A 16,632-nucleotide genomic window follows, 5' to 3' on the forward strand; every position below is an offset into this window, starting at 1 on the left:
CAAAGAAAACGAGATCAAGCCCACACTATAGTTACATCCTGTGACGAGTCTCAAAAATAGTGATCAACAATACATTTTTGTTATGTTAGGTAAATGAGTGAAAAGTTAAGTTTGTGTGCTACGCTTCACAAATGTCTGCGCATTTTCACATTCTGTGACCTTGCTCCACCTGCCTGTCTATCGTTCCTGGCTATCAGAGAAATCATGTTAACCATTACAAATGAACTTGATAATCATTCTCATTTTGATAGCATAAAACATAGCAAAGGCTATATTTCCAGAGGCAGAAATGACGAATAGTCGCGTAGAGAGTAGCAGCGGCAGAGCGGCACGCAAGCTGCGGTTCGCATTAATGGGACCGGCATTCATTGCCGCGATTGGCTACATCGATCCGGGTAATTTTGCGACCAACATTCAGGCCGGGGCCAGTTTCGGCTATAAACTGCTGTGGGTTGTGGTCTGGGCCAACCTGATGGCGATGCTGATTCAGATGCTCTCCGCGAAGCTGGGTATTGCTACCGGAAAAAACCTGGCGGAGCAAATCCGCGATCATTATCCACGTCCGGCGGTTTGGTTTTACTGGGTTCAGGCGGAAATTATCGCCATGGCCACCGATCTCGCCGAGTTTATCGGGGCGGCGATCGGCTTCAAGCTTATCCTGGGCGTCTCCCTGCTTCAGGGGGCCGTGCTGACCGGTATCGCCACTTTCCTGATTCTGATGCTCCAGCGGCGGGGACAAAAACCGCTGGAGAAAGTCATCGGCGGCCTGCTGCTGTTTGTCGCTGCCGCCTATATTGTTGAGCTGATTTTCTCCCAGCCGAATCTGGCGCAGCTGACGAAAGGGATGGTGATCCCGTCGTTACCCACTTCTGAAGCCGTTTTTCTGGCTGCCGGGGTGCTGGGGGCGACCATTATGCCGCACGTCATTTATCTGCACTCTTCATTAACCCAGAATCTGCATGGCGGGACGAGTAAAGAGCGCTACTCCGCCTCGAAATGGGATGTGGCTATCGCGATGACCATTGCCGGATTTGTGAATCTGGCGATGATGGCGACCGCCGCCGCCGCGTTCCACTTTAACGGGCATACCGGGGTTGCCGATCTTGACCAGGCTTACCTGACGCTGGAGCCGCTACTGAGCCATGCCGCTGCCACTATTTTTGGTTTAAGCCTGGTTGCTGCGGGTCTTTCATCTACGGTTGTGGGGACACTGGCCGGGCAGGTGGTGATGCAGGGGTTCGTACGTTTCCATATTCCGCTGTGGGTTCGCCGCTCGGTCACGATGCTGCCATCCTTTGTTGTGATCCTGATGGGGCTGGATCCGACCCGCATTCTGGTGATGAGTCAGGTATTGTTGAGTTTCGGAATTGCGCTGGCGCTGGTGCCGCTGCTGATCTTCACCAGTAATAAATCGCTGATGGGCGAACTGGTGAATTCGACGTGGGTGAAGCGCGCCGGGTGGGCCATTGTGGTCGTGGTGGTGGCGTTAAACTTGTGGTTGCTGATAGGCACAGCCGCAGGCCTGTAAAAGAAAAAGGAGCCGGAAGGCTCCTTTTTGTTGTTAATGGTGATGGCCGTGACCGTGGCCTCTGCCTTTTCCATGACCCCAGCCGCCACGGCGGTCGTCACGATCGTTCCAGCCTTCACGGTAGCCGCGTTCGTAAGCCTTACGCTTATCCCAGCCACGGTGATAGCCGTTATCGTGTTTCCACCAGCGGTTTTGACGCCATTCATAATGGCGGTGCCAGTAGTCACGGTCGCGCCAGTAGCCACCGTCCCAGTATCTGCCGTAGTCATCACGATCGCCAATTTGTAATTTAATCGATGGCAACAGGGTGATTTCGCCCGCACTGGCGACCAGCGGGGCCGAAGCCAGTAATACCGCTGCAAGAATCAGTGACCTGAACATACTCTTCTCCTTCACGATCGGGGCCGCTGTGCGACCTGTTAACGCAATTTTACGAGTTGGTAAACATTCGTTTCATCGCCTCAACTCCTAAATCAGGAACGAGAGCACTTTTTGCTAAAAGTGTTTTTAATCTGAACTGGACAGGATCGTATCTATCGTCTTCAGCTCTTCTGCCGTGAACCGACAATTTTCAAGCACGCCTGCTGCATCTTCAATTTGTCCGGTCTTGCTTGCGCCGATGAGCACGGATGTCACCGCATCGTGGCGCAGGATCCAGGCCAGTGCCATTTGCGATAGCTTTTGCCCCCGGTTTTCCGCCAGCGCATTCAGCTTGCGTACCTTTTCCAGCTTTTTGTCGGTGATCTGCTCCGGGTTAAGGAACTTACTGCCGCTTGCTGCGCGAGAATCCGCCGGGATACCGTTCAGATAGCGATCGGTCAACTGTCCGCCCGCCAGGGGGGAGAAGGGGATACATCCCACCCCTTTATGCTGCAACACGTCCAGCAACCCCTCTTCAGGCGCACGTTCAAACATGGAGTACTTCGGCTGGTGGATCAGACATGGCGTGCCCAGATCCTCCAGTATTTCAATCGCCTGCCTTGCCACTTCTGCCGGGTAGTTGGACAGACCGATGTACAGCGCCTTGCCCTGACGCACCACATGTTCAAGCGCTTTCATGGTTTCACGTAGCGGCGTTTGTGGATCCGGGCGGTGGTGATAGAAAATATCGACATACTCCAGCCCCATACGCCTGAGGCTCTGGTCCAGGCTGGCGATCAGATATTTACGTGAGCCCCAGTCGCCGTAAGGCCCGTCCCACATGGTGTAGCCCGCTTTGGTGGAGATGATTAGCTCATCGCGCCAGGGCAGGAAATCCTCCTGCAAAATGCGCCCGAAATTACGTTCGGCCGAACCAGGAGGCGGGCCGTAATTATTGGCAAGGTCAAAATGCGTAATACCCAAATCGAAAGCACGCTGTAAAAGTTGACGGCTGTTTTCGAGTAACGTCGCGTCGCCAAAATTATGCCAAAGCCCCAGCGAGATGGCGGGAAGCTTAAGGCCGCTTTGCCCACAGCGGCGATATTGCATTGTCTGATAACGATTTTTGTCAGGCTGATAACCCATTGGCGAGACCTCTGGCGCTGGAAAGAAACATCAGTGTATACGTTTACACTAACCTGAAGAAAATGAGCATAGCTCAGCTTTTTTCGTAAAGCATTCTTTCCAGACCCTGATTGTCGCCAATTCTGGACACGCTTCACGCTTATTTAATACTCAGAGTGAGGTCAACGTCAGAAGGACACTTATAATATGCGTACCCCCTATTGCGTCGCCGATTACCTGCTGGACCGACTAACAGATTGTGGTGCCGATCATCTGTTTGGCGTGCCAGGCGACTATAACCTGCAATTTCTCGATCACGTAATAGACAGCCCGGACATCTGCTGGGTGGGCTGTGCCAATGAACTGAACGCGTCTTACGCCGCAGACGGCTATGCCCGCTGTAAGGGCTTTGCCGCGCTCCTGACGACATTCGGCGTTGGGGAGTTAAGCGCCATGAACGGTGTGGCGGGCAGCTTTGCCGAACATGTTCCCGTCCTCCATATTGTGGGGGCCCCGGGTATGGCGGCGCAGCAGCGAGGAGAGTTATTGCACCATACGTTGGGCGACGGCGAGTTCCGCCATTTCTATCATATGAGCGAACGCATCACCGTTGCACAGGCGGTGCTTACCGAACAAAACGCCTGCTATGAAATTGACAGAGTCCTGACCACTATGCTGCGGGAGCGCCGTCCGGGCTACCTGATGCTGCCCGCTGATGTGGCGAAAAAAGCCGCTACGCCCCCTGTAAGCGCTCTCAATGTTAACCCCGCACCGGCTGATTCAGCCTGCTTGCAGGCGTTTCGTGAGGCTGCCGAAAAGCGCTTGTCCACGAGCAAACGCACCGCGCTGTTAGCGGACTTCCTCGTACTCCGCCATGGTCTGCGCACGGCCCTTCAGACGTGGGTGAAAGAGGTGCCGATGGCACACGCCACCATGCTGATGGGCAAGGGCATTTTTGACGAACGACAGAGCGGTTTTTACGGCACCTACAGCGGATCGGCGAGCGCCGCGCCGGTCAAAGAGGCCATCGAGGGGGCTGATACGGTGCTGTGTATTGGCACGCGCTTTACCGATACGCTCACTGCCGGGTTTACCCACCAGCTGACGCCAGACCAGACGATAGAGGTTCAGCCACACGCGTCCCGCGTCGGCGACGTCTGGTTTACGGGTATCCCGATGAGGGAGGCCATTGAAACGCTGACAGCGCTGTGTAAAACCTATGTTCGTGATACGCGAGCGCCATTGGATCACAGCGGCTTTTCGTTCCCGACTATCGAAGGGGCGCTGACTCAGGAGAGCTTCTGGCGTACCCTGCAAACGTTTATCCGCCCCGGAGACATTATTCTGGCTGACCAGGGAACGTCTGCTTTCGGCGCTATCGATCTGCGTTTACCGGCGGACGTGAACTTTATCGTCCAGCCGCTGTGGGGATCGATTGGCTACACGCTGGCGGCGGCGTTTGGCGCGCAAACGGCGTGTCCGAACCGACGCGTGATTGTCCTGACGGGTGACGGCGCCGCGCAGTTGACCATTCAGGAGCTGGGATCGATGCTGCGCGACAAGCAGCGCCCGATTATTCTGGTGCTTAACAACGAAGGATACACGGTGGAAAGGGCCATCCACGGGCCGGAGCAGCGCTATAACGATATTGCCCTCTGGAACTGGACGCAGATCCCGCAGGCGCTGAGTCTGGCGCCTCAGGCAGAGTGCTGGCGCGTCAGCGAAGCGGAAGCGCTGGCGGAGGTGCTGGATAAAGTGGCACACCATGAGCGGCTTTCGCTGATCGAGGTGATGCTGCCGAAAGCCGACATTCCGCCGCTGCTGAGCGCGCTGACCAAAGCGCTGGAGGCGCGCAATAACGCCTGATTACCTGTCGTTTCGCCATGCCATCAGCATCGGTTTGCCCGCCAGCAGGAGCCAGGCGGGCAACATCACGATACAGAGCAGCGGCAGAAGCGTGGTATCCGGCACGACAACGGCCGCCATAAACAGGCTCAGCCACGCATCGCGCGTGACCACCAGTACCAGTCCCAGAATGGAGCAGGAGACGGTAATCGCCGCAGGGACAGCGTCGACATGCTCATGCAGCATTAGCCCCAGCGCGACGCCAACAAATACCGCCGGGAAGATACGACCTCCCCGGAAACCACAGGCCGCAGCGACCACCAGCGCCGCCAGTTTTACCAGCGCGAACAGCAGATAATCGGAGACGCTAAAGACCTGGCTGAAGGCCAGCTGCTGCATCTCGTCCAGCCCCTTAAACAGCGTAACCGTCCCGCCGATGGCGCCTAAAACGCCCAGAATAAACCCCCCCATGCCCAGAATCAGCACCGGATGCTTCAGCCTGTGCATCAGGCGATGCAGGCGAGGGAGACACCACACCGCGACCATCCCCAGCGCAATGGCGATCGCGACGACGACGGCACCGCTGAAAATATCGGTGAGTTGCATCTGGCCGTAGTGGGGGATGGTGAGTGAAAAATGGGGATGGAAAAACAGGCTGGTGGTGAGGGCTCCCGCAGCGGCGGCCATTAGCGGCGCGAAGAGTTTATCCCACAGCGGTACTTCATGATCACTGCTGAGGGTTTGCGAAAAAATGAGCGCAGCCGCGACCGGAGTGCCAAACAGCGCCCCGATGGTGCCTGCTGACGCCAGGATCGTCCAGTCCAGCGCGCCAACGCGCGGAAAAAGACGCGCCCCCAGAAAGACCGCCAGCGCGATATTAACCGCCATAATGGGATGTTCAGGCCCGAGGCTTACGCCGCCCGCAAGACCGATAATCAGCGCGATAATAAGCCCCGGCAGAGCAGAGGGAGAGACAGGAGCGCCAATCAAGGGTTCCAGTGCCGGGTCCGGCCCGGCATGACCCGGGCTATAGCGGATCACCAGCCCTACGGCAATCCCGGTCAGGGTCAGCATCATCATGATCCAGCCCGGCGAGTCAATGCTGATGCCGAGTTTTACCGGAAGCGCGGTCCATAAAATTGTTTGCAGCACCGCCGCCACTTTCATGACGACGATGAGCACCAGGCTCGACGCCACGCCAATAATCAGCGCCGGGACAGCCAATAACAGCATGGTTCTGGCTCGCGGATGGAGCATGATGATTTCCTTGTACAAAACGGCTTAACGTTACTTTGCACAATCAGCATTGTGGCAATAGTGCAAAAGGTGCTGAAACGGTAAAGTTATAATGTGACGAAGATCGATAATCCATGGGCAGTCACCTTCTGGTCGTTGTTGTTATCACGCCTTGAATTTACAGTGTCCCAAAGATTTATTCTGACTTTAGCGGAGCAGTAGAAGAATGACAAAGTATGCTTTGGTAGGTGATGTAGGCGGCACCAACGCGCGCCTTGCCCTGTGCGATGTGAACAGCGGTGAAATTTCTCAGGCGAAAACCTATTCAGGGCTGGATTACCCAAGCCTGGAAGCGGTGGTTCGCGTCTATCTGGAAGAGCATAAAGTGAGCGTTGAAGACGGTTGTATCGCTATCGCCTGTCCGATCACCGGCGACTGGGTGGCGATGACCAACCATACGTGGGCCTTCTCAATTGCCGAAATGCGGAAAAACCTCGGCTTCTCGCACCTTGAAATTATCAACGACTTCACTGCGGTTTCCATGGCTATCCCAATGCTTAAACCAGAGCATCTGATTCAGTTCGGCGGTACGGCCCCGGTTGAAGGCAAACCGATTGCCGTTTACGGCGCAGGCACCGGCCTGGGGGTGGCGCACCTGGTCCACGTCGACAAACGCTGGGTCAGCCTGCCGGGCGAGGGCGGTCACGTGGATTTTGCGCCGAACAGCGAAGAAGAGGGCATTATTCTAGAGGAGTTACGCGCCGAGATTGGGCACGTGTCGGCCGAGCGGGTGCTTTCTGGCCCGGGCCTGGTGAACCTGTATCGGGCGATTGTAAAATCAGACGGTCGTCTGCCGGAAAATCTGCAACCTAAAGATGTGACCGAACGCGCGCTGGCCGACAGCTGTATTGACTGCCGCCGTGCTTTGTCGCTGTTCTGCGTCATCATGGGGCGTTTCGGCGGCAACCTGGCTCTGAACCTTGGCACCTTTGGCGGGGTCTATATTGCGGGCGGGATCGTGCCGCGCTTCCTCGATTTCTTTACCGCCTCCGGCTTCCGTGGCGGCTTCGAAGACAAAGGCCGCTTCAGGAGCTATGTCCAGGACATTCCTGTTTACCTGATTGTCCACGACAACCCAGGCTTACTGGGCTCCGGGGCGCATCTGCGTCAGGTACTGGGTCAGATCCTCTGATGCTCATTCCCCTCTCCTGCGGGAGAGGGAACGCGCTACAGGTGCATGAGCTGGCGGAACTCTTTCACCCTGCTGCGGCTTACCGGCACCTGAAAATCCAGATCCTTCAGCCGCAAAATATAGGTGTTATTAAACCAGGGTTCGATTTCGCGGATCTTGTTCAGGTTGACGCAGAACGAGCGGTGGCAGCGGAAGAAGTGAGCGGCCGGGAGTTTATTGCAGAATTCGGTGATGTTCATCGCCATGACGTAGGATTCACGCCGCGTATAGACAAACGTCATTTTTTCATGCGCTTCGGCATAGTAAATATCGTCGACAGGCGTGACGATGATCCGTTCGTCCTTCACCAGATTAATCGTGTCGTTTTCCCGCGCTACCGGGCTGGCACTGGCGGGTAATGCTTGCTGCTGCCACGCGGCTTCCAGCTTATGCAGCATGCTGATAATACGCGACTCCTGGTACGGCTTCAGAATATAGTCAAACGCCTCAAGCTCGAAGGCTTCCACGGCATGCTCTTTCCACGCGGTGACAAACACAATAAACGGCTTGTGGGCGAATTGATTGATATTTTGCGCCAGCAGGACGCCGTCCAGCGACGGAATATTAATATCGAGGAATATCGCGTCGACCCGGTTATGCTGTAAAAATTTCAGCACGTCCAGACCATCCTCAAAACAGCCAACAATCTCCATTTGGCTGTGGGTTTTGATAAGCCAGCTCAACTCCTGTTGAGCCAGAAATTCATCTTCTACGATGATGACTTTCATCTGTTACTCCGGCCTACGGCAACAAGGATATCGGGGCATTCACGGGCGTTCGCTCATTCGGAACATAAAAGGCAATTTCGGTGCCCGGCTCAAGACGGTGAATATGCAGCCCGTCACCGTACAGCAGTTTGACCCGGTGATGCACATTCAGCAGTCCGATCTTGTTGCCCGGCATTTCGTTTGATTTGACGCGCTCGATGACTTTCGGATCGATGCCGTGCCCGGTATCGCGCACGGCGATGCGCACGCGGTTACCGCTTTCCGTCACGCTAATCGTTACTACGCCTTTGCCTTTACACGGCTGAATACCGTGAACAATGGCGTTTTCCACCAGAGGCTGGATCAGCAGGCTTGGGATCACGCAACTGACCTCTTCATCAATATCGTAAATGACCGTGAGCTTATCGCCAAAGCGTGCCTGCTCGATGGCGATGTAATCCTTGATTTGATACAGCTCTTTTTTGATGTCGATCTGCTCGTCGTCATTTAGCTCAATGTTGTAGCGCAGATAGCGCGACAGATTAAATATCAGCTGCCGCGCGGTATCCGGATTCAGACGGATGGAAGAGGAGATAGCGTTCAGCGCGTTAAACAGGAAATGGGGATTGATCTTGCTTTGCAGGGCGCGCAGCTCTGCCTTATTTGCCATCTCGCGCAGCTGCTCTGCACGCGAAACCTCAAGTTGAGTGGAGATAATCTGCGACAGGCCAATCGCCATCTCCTGGAGCGAGGAGGTGATTTGGTGCGCATGGCAGTAGTAAATTTTCAGCGTCCCCGTGACCACGCCTTTTTCCCACAGCGGGATCACCAGCATTGAGTGGATCTCTGGCGTCCGGTGGGCTTCATCATTGTTTTTAATGATGATTTTTCCGTAGTTAATCGCCTGTCTGGTGGTCGGGCTGATGGTATCGTCGCTGTCGCGATAATTGTGCTCCCCGACGCCAACGTAAGCCAGCACGTGGTCAATATTGGTGATGGCGACCGCATCGGCGTGAATATCACGGCGGATGATATCGCAAACCTGACGTAAAGATTCGGCGTTAACGTGTCGGAAAAGCGGCAGCGTCTTGTTGGCGATATCCAGCGCCAGCTTGGCCTGACGCGCGGCGCTGGCCTCTTTTTCGCCCTCCACGCTTTGCACCAGCAGCACGATAAAACCGATACAGACGCTCCCGAGGATCATAGGAATACCGATCTTCGAGACGATATCCAGACCCAGCGCAACGGTTGGCGCCCAGACGATGACCAGGATCATGGTCAGCGTTTCGCAGACCATCCCCGCGATAATCCCTGCACGCCAGTGCTGCTTTTTCGGGATTTTGCGGTTAATCCAGCCCGAGAGCAGCCCGGCAATAATGCTGGTGATAAAGCAGGGGACTGCCGTCACGCCGCCAATATCAATCAGGTATCGATGGGTGCCGGCGATGATGCCTGTGATAATCCCAACCCAGGGACCAAAGAGGATCCCGCCCGACATGACGGCGATGATGCGCACGTTCACCAGCGAGCCTTCTACCGGCACCCCGGACCAGGTGCTGAACAGGGCAAACATCGAAAAGATAAACGTGACGGCCAGCAGCTCTTTTGGCGAATGGGCAGATTTATGCAACAGTTCGCGGAACAAGCGGATGCGGATAAGGAAAAAGAGACAGATCAGCATTAATGCCGCGCGGTCGAACACCGCCAGGAGCATATTGAAGATTTCGTGCACGGTCAGGCCTGGGAAAACGGGAAAAATCTATGATAGAAAACATAGGGCCTGATGACCAGCTATCCATCAGATTTATCAAATGGGGAAAAACCATAATTCTCAAAGGGGATTGCTGGCTTTTGACTGAAAGCCGGTGCTTTTCCGTTTGGGGAGAAACGTCAGGTAACGATACTGAAAATATTGTGTTAAATCGTAGCGCTTAAAACTGCCTGTTCGCGATAAGAGTTCCGCTTTTCACTGCAATCACATTCCCGTTTTAGCGCAAAATATTGTTTTGCCGTTATCCTCTCGACAGCGTCTTTTTCTTCAGGTTATTTTCTAAGCACGCCACACGGGTGGCAGCGTCGCTCGGACGGTCCGGGCGCTAACGTGACTCTGAGGAATCTATGGCTGAATTCAGTCCTGAACGCCGTTTTACGCGTATCGATCGTCTCCCCCCTTATGTTTTCAATATCACTGCTGAACTGAAAATGGCTGCGCGTCGGCGCGGCGAAGACATTATCGATTTCAGTATGGGTAACCCTGACGGCCCAACGCCGCCGCATATCGTTGAGAAACTCTGCACGGTTGCGCAGCGTCCTGATACCCATGGGTATTCCACCTCACGCGGCATTCCACGCTTACGTCGGGCGATCTCCCGCTGGTATCAGGATCGTTATCAGGTCGATATCGATCCTGAAAGTGAAGCGATTGTGACCATTGGCTCCAAAGAGGGGCTGGCCCACCTGATGCTGGCGACGCTGGATCACGGCGATACCGTACTGGTGCCGAATCCAAGCTACCCGATTCACATCTATGGGGCGGTGATCGCTGGCGCGCAGGTGCGTTCTGTCCCGCTGGTGGAAGGCGTCGACTTCTTTAACGAGCTGGAACGGGCGATTCGTGAAAGCTATCCGAAGCCGAAAATGATGATCCTCGGTTTCCCGTCAAACCCAACAGCACAATGCGTTGAACTTGAATTCTTCGAGAAAGTGGTCGCGCTGGCTAAGCGTTACGACGTGCTGGTGGTACACGATCTCGCCTACGCCGATATCGTTTATGATGGCTGGAAAGCGCCGTCAATTATGCAGGTACCGGGTGCCCGTGATGTGGCGGTTGAGTTTTTCACCCTGTCGAAAAGCTACAACATGGCGGGCTGGCGAATTGGTTTTATGGTGGGAAACAAAACGCTGGTGAGCGCCCTGGCGCGTATTAAAAGCTACCATGACTATGGCACCTTTACGCCGTTACAGGTCGCGGCCATCGCGGCGCTGGAAGGGGATCAGCAATGCGTGCTCGATATTGCCGCTCAGTATAAACGCCGCCGAGATGTGCTGGTAAAAGGGCTTCATGAAGCAGGCTGGATGGTGGAAATGCCTAAAGCCTCTATGTACGTCTGGGCGAAAATCCCTGAGCCGTATGCGGCGATGGGTTCTCTGGAATTTGCTAAAAAACTGCTTCAGGACGCGAAGGTTTGCGTCTCTCCAGGCATTGGCTTTGGTGACTACGGTGACACGCATGTGCGTTTCGCGCTGATTGAAAACAGCGACCGTATCCGTCAGGCAGTGCGGGGCATTAAAAGCATGTTCCGCGCGGATGGCCTGCTTGCAGCGAAGAGCGTTGCGGAACAACCCGAGTCGTAACGGACAACAAAAAAAACAGGCGCCAACGGCGCCTGTTTTTTTGACTGCATTTTCTTAACTAGATCATCAGAGCAAACGTTCCGGCCCAAACTAAAACAATAACCGAAATGCCCATAAAGAAATATTTCACGTTTCATCGCTCCGCGTATCTTCCGGTACGCATTAAAAAAACAGAGTCCAACTGAGTATAGAGAGTTGAAATCATGCGAAAGGGGAAATCGGAATTATCCCGTGACGTCGCTAACTTCAGCTCTGAATTCTGTGCTTTCCTGTCGCCAGACGGCGCTAATGTACGCCTAAATTTCAGGAGTGACAAGAGGCATTTTTTTAAATACTTTCCTACACTTACGAGTGTCGTGGAACGGCGACAGTTTGATTTCGGTACGCAATAAATGCCTGTTGAGCGACGGTCGAAAAAAGCCGTTACGCACTGCGATTACAGGTGTTTGAAAAGGTTAGTTTCTTAGCGAAACTAACCTTCGAAAGGGGTCAGATATAGAGTGAGGCTTCGCCCAGGGGACGGGTTTTAAAGCGGCGGTGCATCCACAGATACTGCTCAGGTGCACGCATAATCTCAAACTCAATCACCTTATTGATAAAGGTCGCGGCTTCACTCTCATCTTCAGGATAGTTCGCCATCTCTGGGGAGATATGCAGACGATAGCCTGACTTATCCGCTTTTCTGACCATGGTCACCGTCAACATCGCGGCGCCTGAGAGACGTGAAATCACAAAGGTACCGTTCGTCGTAGCGACATCTTTAACCGCAAAGAAAGGAGCAAAACTGCTGCCTTTAGGACCGTAGTCCTGGTCCGGGGCAAACCAGACGGCTTCCCCTTTTTTCAGGGCGCCAACCATACCGCGGAGATTGTTACGGCTGATCATCGCCTTATTTGAACGCATGCGGCCCCGCGTTTGTACCCATTCCATCAGCGCGCTGTTATGCGGGCGATAGGTTGCCATCATTGGCTGACAAAGACCCATAACGCGGCCGCCCAGCTCAAGCGACATAAAATGCACACCCACAACCATCACGCCGCGGTTTTGCATCTGAGCACGTTTCAGGTTATCCAGGCCTTCCACGTCAAACCATTTACGGACACGCTCGTCTGGCCAGAACCAGGCCATACCGGTTTCAAGCAGCGCCATACCGATAGATTTAAAGTTTTCCGCAATCAGCGTTTCGCGCTGCTGGGCATTGTAATGCGGAAAGCAAAGTTCGAGATTTTTTCGGGCAATGGATTCACGACGCTTAAGAAAGTAACGCGATGCGCTGCCGAGCTTAGAACCCAGGAAACGGATCACGGGATATGGAAGTTGAACCAGCAGCCAAAGCACGCCAAGGCCGAACCATGTAAACCAGTAGCGCGGGTGCAGAAACGCCCGCTGAAATTTGGATTGAGACAAAATAGTGGAACCTATGTGAAGCCTGTGAAGGTAGCGCAGACTTCGCGATACCACGTGCCATTGAGACCGTAGGACGAGGTCATGGTTGCAGGCTTTACCGTTCTTTACGACGTTGCCTGGCCATTGCTGACTTGGGTGGGCGGCATAATGTAGCACCGTTATACATTATGAGCCATCACTCGTTTTTGTTTAAAAAAGCGGCAATTGCGGAGTGGTTTGATTTTGCTATTGTTAAATCTGCGTTCCCGCATGTCTCCTGAAGGTGCAGACCATGGAAACCTACCTGCAAACGGTGAAAGAAGAGTGGGTGAAGCTGATTAATGAAACCGATCCCGATGTGCATCGGCTTGCGACTGAGCTTGCCAGAGACAACGCAACTCCCCTGGTCGCTGAATTCTATCGTGTTGTGCTGGCAGATCCATCGGCAGCTGAATTCCTGACAACCGAACAGGTGGAGAGGCAGCTTCAGGAGGCGCTTCGTCGCTGGCTTATTGATGTGCTCTCATGCCGTGTGGATCAGGTTGAAGAGCAGATGCGGGCGCAGCAGCGCGCTGCGGATGTTCATGCCCGTATTGGTATTTCGGTTGATTTAGTTGAAATGGGCTTCCGTGTTCTGAAAAAGCTGCTGTTACCTGTCATTACTACCAGCGCCCATTCGCCTGAGGTGAAGCTGCATATTTATCACTACGCGATAAACAGTATCGATCTGGCCATGGAAGTGATGTCGCGGGCCTATGTATTTAGCGAGAACAATGCGGCGAAAGAGGACGAAAATTATCGCATCTTTTCCTTAATGGAGAACGCAGAAGAGGAGAAGGAGAGACAGACCGCGGCGCTGCTGTCATGGGAAATGGTGCTTCTGTATAAGATCACGCTTAATTCCAGTATCGGCAACAGTCTGCCGCTGGGGCAGTCTGAATTTGGACTGTGGTTTAGCCATAAAGGTCGGCACTATTTCAGCGGCATCGCTGAGGCCGGTCATATCTCTCGTCTGATTCAGGAATTCGATGACCTTTTTAACGAGGTCCGTCTTGCAGGGCAGGGTCTGAGTAATAAAGCGCAGCGGGATAAATTCTTGCAGCGAATGCGTAATACCCTCTCGCAAATCATCACGCTTTTGCGCGAACTGTTTGACGAAGTGTCGCGACACGAGGTGGGGGTTGATGTCCTGACCCGCCTGTTGAATCGCCGTTTTCTGCCAACCATCTTCAAACGCGAAATCCTGCACGCCACCCGGGCGGGAACAAAGCTCTCGACGCTGCTGATTGACGTCGACAAATTTAAACAAATCAACGATACCTGGGGGCACAATACCGGGGACGAGATCCTGCGAAAAGTCTCCGGCGCGTTCTACGACAACGTGCGAACCTGTGATTACGTTTTTCGCTACGGCGGCGATGAATTTCTGATTGTGCTAACGGAAATCTCAGAGGTGGACGCGCTGCGAATTGCCGAGCGTATCCGCAGGCGGGTGGAAAAAATCAAGGTTAACTCCCCAACCGGCGATATTATCCCGCTCTCCCTCTCGATAGGCGTTGCGATGTTCAACGGGCATCCCGATTACGAGCGATTGATTCAGGCGGCGGATGAAGCCTTATACGGCGCGAAACGGCGTGGCCGAAACTGCGTGGAGCTTTGGAAGGGGGCGTAAGGAAAGACAGAAGTGTCCCCTGCAGGAATCGAACCTGCAACTAGCCCTTAGGAGGGGCTCGTTATATCCATTTAACTAAGGGGACGAAGCGGCAAGAGTATAGCGTTATTTACACTTTTCGTTAAGCGCATTGCCGCCTGACTGGTCAAAGAGTCACCGTTCACGCCGATTTTTCGGCAGTTTTATCCTTTTTTTCCTGAGCCTTAAGCTCGGCCTTACGCTTGTTGGACATGTCGTTACGGATTTGCGCATGGCTCAGCAGCGCAAAGATAAAGGTCCCGCCACAAATGTTGCCTGCGAGGGTTGGCAGGGCGAACGGCCAGAAAAAGTCGCTCCAGTGGAGTGTGCCGTTAAATACCAGATAAAGGATCTCCACGGTTCCGACAACAATGTGCGTGGTATCGGCGAGTGCGATAAGCCAGGTCATCAGGATAATCACCACGATTTTCGCGCTGCCCGCTGACGGGAACATCCAGACCATAGTGGCGATGATCCAGCCGGAAATTATGGCATTAGAGAACATTTCAACCGGCGTGTTTTTCATCACATCCATGCCAATTTTCACAAATGCGTCGCGGGTCGGTTCATCAAATATTGGCATATACTCGAACGCCCAGGCGGCTATGCCCGTACCGATCAGGTTCCCCAGCAGCACGACGCTCCACAGGCGCATCAGTAAACCGAAATTACCGAGGGTCGGATTTTGCATGACGGGCAGTACGGCAGTGACGGTATTCTCCGTAAAAAGCTGCTGTCGCGCCATAATGACGATAATAAAGCCGAACGTGTAGCCTAAATTTTCCAGCAAAAACCCGCCCGGTACGCCTTCCAGCTGAACGTGAAATATCCCTTTGGCGAGCAGAGAGGCACCCATCGACAGACCGGCTGCAATGGCTGACCACAGCAGGGCCATCGCGTCGCGCTCCATCTCTTTTTCCCCGTCCTGGCGAATATGCTCATGAATAGCCATGGCGCGCGACGGCAGGCGATCTTCATCGACTTCTATCTCTTCTCCCCGGTCTTTCTCCTCGCTTTCAATCTCATGTTCCTCTTTGCTTTCACCAATTTTCTCTTCGCTAATGTCTTTCATAACAGCTCCTTCGGGGTAATTGCTCATTTAAGCGTAGCGGCTTTTAGCGCTTTCCCCGTGGGGATGCTCTTAAATTGCTGAAAATGGCAATAAAGGTGAGACATCTCTTTCAAAGCCAATATAAAATTGCCAGCGAAACGAATTCCGAAAGACAGGCTATGCTGAAATTAGCGTGATGACGCGAGCGGGTCGTCATTGTCCTCGTAGACATCGGTAAGCGTGCTGTTACAATCACTTGCACGTTTCAGGCGGAGCATCTCAGGCTCCGTCACAGATGGCATTCAACGATAGCCATATTGAACAGGGAGAAATTTATGAAGCTTCGGCTGTCGGCGCTTGCGCTGGGCGTAACAATGCTTGTGGGCTGCGCCAGCTCTGGCGAGCAAACGGGACGCTCCGATCCTCTCGAAGGATTTAACCGTTCAATGTACAGCTTTAACTATAATGTGCTGGATCCATATCTGGTTCGTCCGGTTGCCGTGGCATGGCGTGACTATGTTCCGCAGCCGGCGCGTAACGGGCTGAGCAACTTTACCAGTAACCTGGAAGAGCCAGCGGTTATGGTGAACTACTTCCTCCAGGGCGACCCGTATCAGGGGATGGTGCATTTCACCCGCTTCTTCCTGAACTCCCTGCTGGGTATGGGCGGCTTAATTGATGTCGCGGGCATGGCGAACCCGAAATTACAGCGTGAACAGCCGCACCGTTTCGGCAGCACGCTGGGTCACTATGGCGTAGGTTATGGTCCGTATGTGCACCTGCCATTCTACGGCAGCTTTACCGTGCGTGATGATGGCGGCGACATGGTGGATACGCTGTATCCTGTACTGTCATGGCTCACCTGGCCGCTGTCGATTGGTAAATGGACCGTGGAAGGAATTGAAACGCGTGCGCAACTGCTGGATTCTGATGGTCTGCTGCGTCAGTCTTCCGATCCGTACATCATGGTCCGCGAGGCCTACTTCCAGAACCATGACTTTATTGCCAACGGCGGTAAGCTGAAGCCGGAAGATAATCCGAACGCGAAAGCCATCGAGAACGAATTAAAAGATATCGATTCGGAATAAAAAAAAGGTGAGCAATGCTCACCTTTTTTAA

14 protein-coding genes and 1 tRNA gene are annotated in these 16,632 nt (G+C 53.8%); 6 read left to right on the forward strand and 9 right to left on the reverse strand.

The genetic code is table 11. From position 1 onward, the window contains the following. The first annotated feature begins 289 nt into the window (after positions 1 to 289). Positions 290 to 1,528: an Nramp family divalent metal transporter gene (locus SK54_RS08755; protein ID WP_017692975.1), complete on the forward strand. Its 1,239-nt coding sequence runs from the start codon at positions 290 to 292 to the stop codon at positions 1,526 to 1,528. A gap of 33 nt (positions 1,529 to 1,561) precedes the next feature. Here the strand turns inward: SK54_RS08755 and SK54_RS08760 are convergent, their stop codons facing one another. Together SK54_RS08760 and mgrA are read right to left on the reverse strand one after the other, a co-directional pair. Next, positions 1,562 to 1,909: a DUF2502 domain-containing protein gene (locus SK54_RS08760; protein WP_015572233.1), complete on the reverse strand. Its 348-nt coding sequence runs from the start codon at positions 1,907 to 1,909 to the stop codon at positions 1,562 to 1,564. Positions 1,910 to 2,035: 126 nt separating this feature from the next. After that, on the reverse strand, positions 2,036 to 3,034 hold the full coding sequence (mgrA, locus tag SK54_RS08765; protein WP_047729271.1) for an L-glyceraldehyde 3-phosphate reductase: 999 nt from the start codon (positions 3,032 to 3,034) through the stop codon (positions 2,036 to 2,038). Between the two features lie 186 nt (positions 3,035 to 3,220). Between mgrA and ipdC the strand changes: the two genes are divergently transcribed. After that, positions 3,221 to 4,879: an indolepyruvate decarboxylase gene (gene ipdC / locus SK54_RS08770; protein WP_047729273.1), complete on the forward strand. Its 1,659-nt coding sequence runs from the start codon at positions 3,221 to 3,223 to the stop codon at positions 4,877 to 4,879. On the opposite strand, the gene SK54_RS08775 is transcribed toward ipdC, so the two are convergent. Beyond that, positions 4,880 to 6,115 (reverse strand): ion channel protein, encoded by a 1,236-nt coding sequence (locus SK54_RS08775; RefSeq protein ID WP_032673265.1) that lies wholly within the window; start codon positions 6,113 to 6,115, stop codon positions 4,880 to 4,882. It abuts the gene before it with no gap. 205 nt (positions 6,116 to 6,320) lie between these two features. Here SK54_RS08775 and glk point away from each other — a divergent pair, with 205 nt between their 5' ends. After that, positions 6,321 to 7,286, forward strand: coding sequence for a glucokinase (glk, locus tag SK54_RS08780; RefSeq protein ID WP_003861352.1), 966 nt, complete (start codon positions 6,321 to 6,323; stop codon positions 7,284 to 7,286). 35 nt (positions 7,287 to 7,321) lie between these two features. Here the strand turns inward: glk and SK54_RS08785 are convergent, their stop codons facing one another. Beyond that, on the reverse strand, positions 7,322 to 8,053 hold the full coding sequence (locus tag SK54_RS08785; RefSeq protein WP_015572237.1) for a LytR/AlgR family response regulator transcription factor: 732 nt from the start codon (positions 8,051 to 8,053) through the stop codon (positions 7,322 to 7,324). Positions 8,054 to 8,066: 13 nt separating this feature from the next. Next, positions 8,067 to 9,764 (reverse strand): sensor histidine kinase, encoded by a 1,698-nt coding sequence (locus SK54_RS08790; protein WP_032619300.1) that lies wholly within the window; start codon positions 9,762 to 9,764, stop codon positions 8,067 to 8,069. A gap of 386 nt (positions 9,765 to 10,150) precedes the next feature. Here SK54_RS08790 and alaC point away from each other — a divergent pair, with 386 nt between their 5' ends. Then, positions 10,151 to 11,386, forward strand: a complete 1,236-nt coding sequence (gene alaC, locus SK54_RS08795; protein WP_017383460.1) for an alanine transaminase — start codon at positions 10,151 to 10,153, stop codon at positions 11,384 to 11,386. A 58-nt stretch (positions 11,387 to 11,444) separates the two neighbouring features. Here alaC and ypdK read toward each other — a convergent pair whose 3' ends face one another. Next, complete coding sequence (gene ypdK, locus SK54_RS22495; protein WP_099458937.1) at positions 11,445 to 11,516, reverse strand: membrane protein YpdK; 72 nt, start codon at positions 11,514 to 11,516, stop codon at positions 11,445 to 11,447. A gap of 359 nt (positions 11,517 to 11,875) precedes the next feature. Continuing rightward, complete coding sequence (gene lpxP / locus SK54_RS08805) at positions 11,876 to 12,796, reverse strand: kdo(2)-lipid IV(A) palmitoleoyltransferase (protein ID WP_026080619.1); 921 nt, start codon at positions 12,794 to 12,796, stop codon at positions 11,876 to 11,878. 268 nt (positions 12,797 to 13,064) lie between these two features. Between lpxP and SK54_RS08810 the strand changes: the two genes are divergently transcribed. Beyond that, positions 13,065 to 14,444 carry a diguanylate cyclase gene (locus SK54_RS08810; protein WP_048247047.1) on the forward strand — a complete coding sequence of 460 codons (1,380 nt, stop codon included), beginning with the start codon at positions 13,065 to 13,067 and terminating at the stop codon, positions 14,442 to 14,444. A 13-nt stretch (positions 14,445 to 14,457) separates the two neighbouring features. On the opposite strand, the gene SK54_RS08815 is transcribed toward SK54_RS08810, so the two are convergent. Both SK54_RS08815 and SK54_RS08820 read right to left on the reverse strand, forming a co-directional pair. After that, a tRNA-Arg gene (locus SK54_RS08815) sits at positions 14,458 to 14,529 on the reverse strand. 75 nt (positions 14,530 to 14,604) lie between these two features. Continuing rightward, a complete protein-coding gene (locus SK54_RS08820) occupies positions 14,605 to 15,534 on the reverse strand; it encodes a formate/nitrite transporter family protein (RefSeq protein WP_017383457.1) in 930 nt (309 codons plus the stop codon). Positions 15,535 to 15,848: 314 nt separating this feature from the next. On the opposite strand from SK54_RS08820, the gene mlaA reads away from it, so the two are divergent. Then, the gene (mlaA, locus tag SK54_RS08825) at positions 15,849 to 16,601 is read left to right on the forward strand and encodes a phospholipid-binding lipoprotein MlaA (protein ID WP_003861365.1); all 753 of its coding nucleotides are present in this window, start codon (positions 15,849 to 15,851) and stop codon (positions 16,599 to 16,601) included. Positions 16,602 to 16,632: the final 31 nt, after the last annotated feature.

Origin of the sequence: Enterobacter sp. MGH120 (assembly GCF_001037725.1) — a bacterium.
Lineage (GTDB): Bacteria > Pseudomonadota > Gammaproteobacteria > Enterobacterales > Enterobacteriaceae > Enterobacter > Enterobacter hormaechei_C.

Excerpts from the sequence above, each read along its gene's own strand:
- mgrA (WP_047729271.1), bottom strand. The coding sequence starts at position 3,034 with ATGGGTTATCAGCCTGACAAAAATCGTTATCAGACAATGCAATATCGC.
- SK54_RS08755 (WP_017692975.1), top strand. The coding sequence starts at position 290 with ATGACGAATAGTCGCGTAGAGAGTAGCAGCGGCAGAGCGGCACGCAAG.
- mlaA (WP_003861365.1), top strand. The coding sequence starts at position 15,849 with ATGAAGCTTCGGCTGTCGGCGCTTGCGCTGGGCGTAACAATGCTTGTG.
- SK54_RS08820 (WP_017383457.1), bottom strand. The coding sequence starts at position 15,534 with ATGAAAGACATTAGCGAAGAGAAAATTGGTGAAAGCAAAGAGGAACAT.
- SK54_RS08810 (WP_048247047.1), top strand. The coding sequence starts at position 13,065 with ATGGAAACCTACCTGCAAACGGTGAAAGAAGAGTGGGTGAAGCTGATT.
- SK54_RS08785 (WP_015572237.1), bottom strand. The coding sequence starts at position 8,053 with ATGAAAGTCATCATCGTAGAAGATGAATTTCTGGCTCAACAGGAGTTG.
- ipdC (WP_047729273.1), top strand. The coding sequence starts at position 3,221 with ATGCGTACCCCCTATTGCGTCGCCGATTACCTGCTGGACCGACTAACA.
- alaC (WP_017383460.1), top strand. The coding sequence starts at position 10,151 with ATGGCTGAATTCAGTCCTGAACGCCGTTTTACGCGTATCGATCGTCTC.
- glk (WP_003861352.1), top strand. The coding sequence starts at position 6,321 with ATGACAAAGTATGCTTTGGTAGGTGATGTAGGCGGCACCAACGCGCGC.
- SK54_RS08760 (WP_015572233.1), bottom strand. The coding sequence starts at position 1,909 with ATGTTCAGGTCACTGATTCTTGCAGCGGTATTACTGGCTTCGGCCCCG.
- SK54_RS08775 (WP_032673265.1), bottom strand. The coding sequence starts at position 6,115 with ATGCTCCATCCGCGAGCCAGAACCATGCTGTTATTGGCTGTCCCGGCG.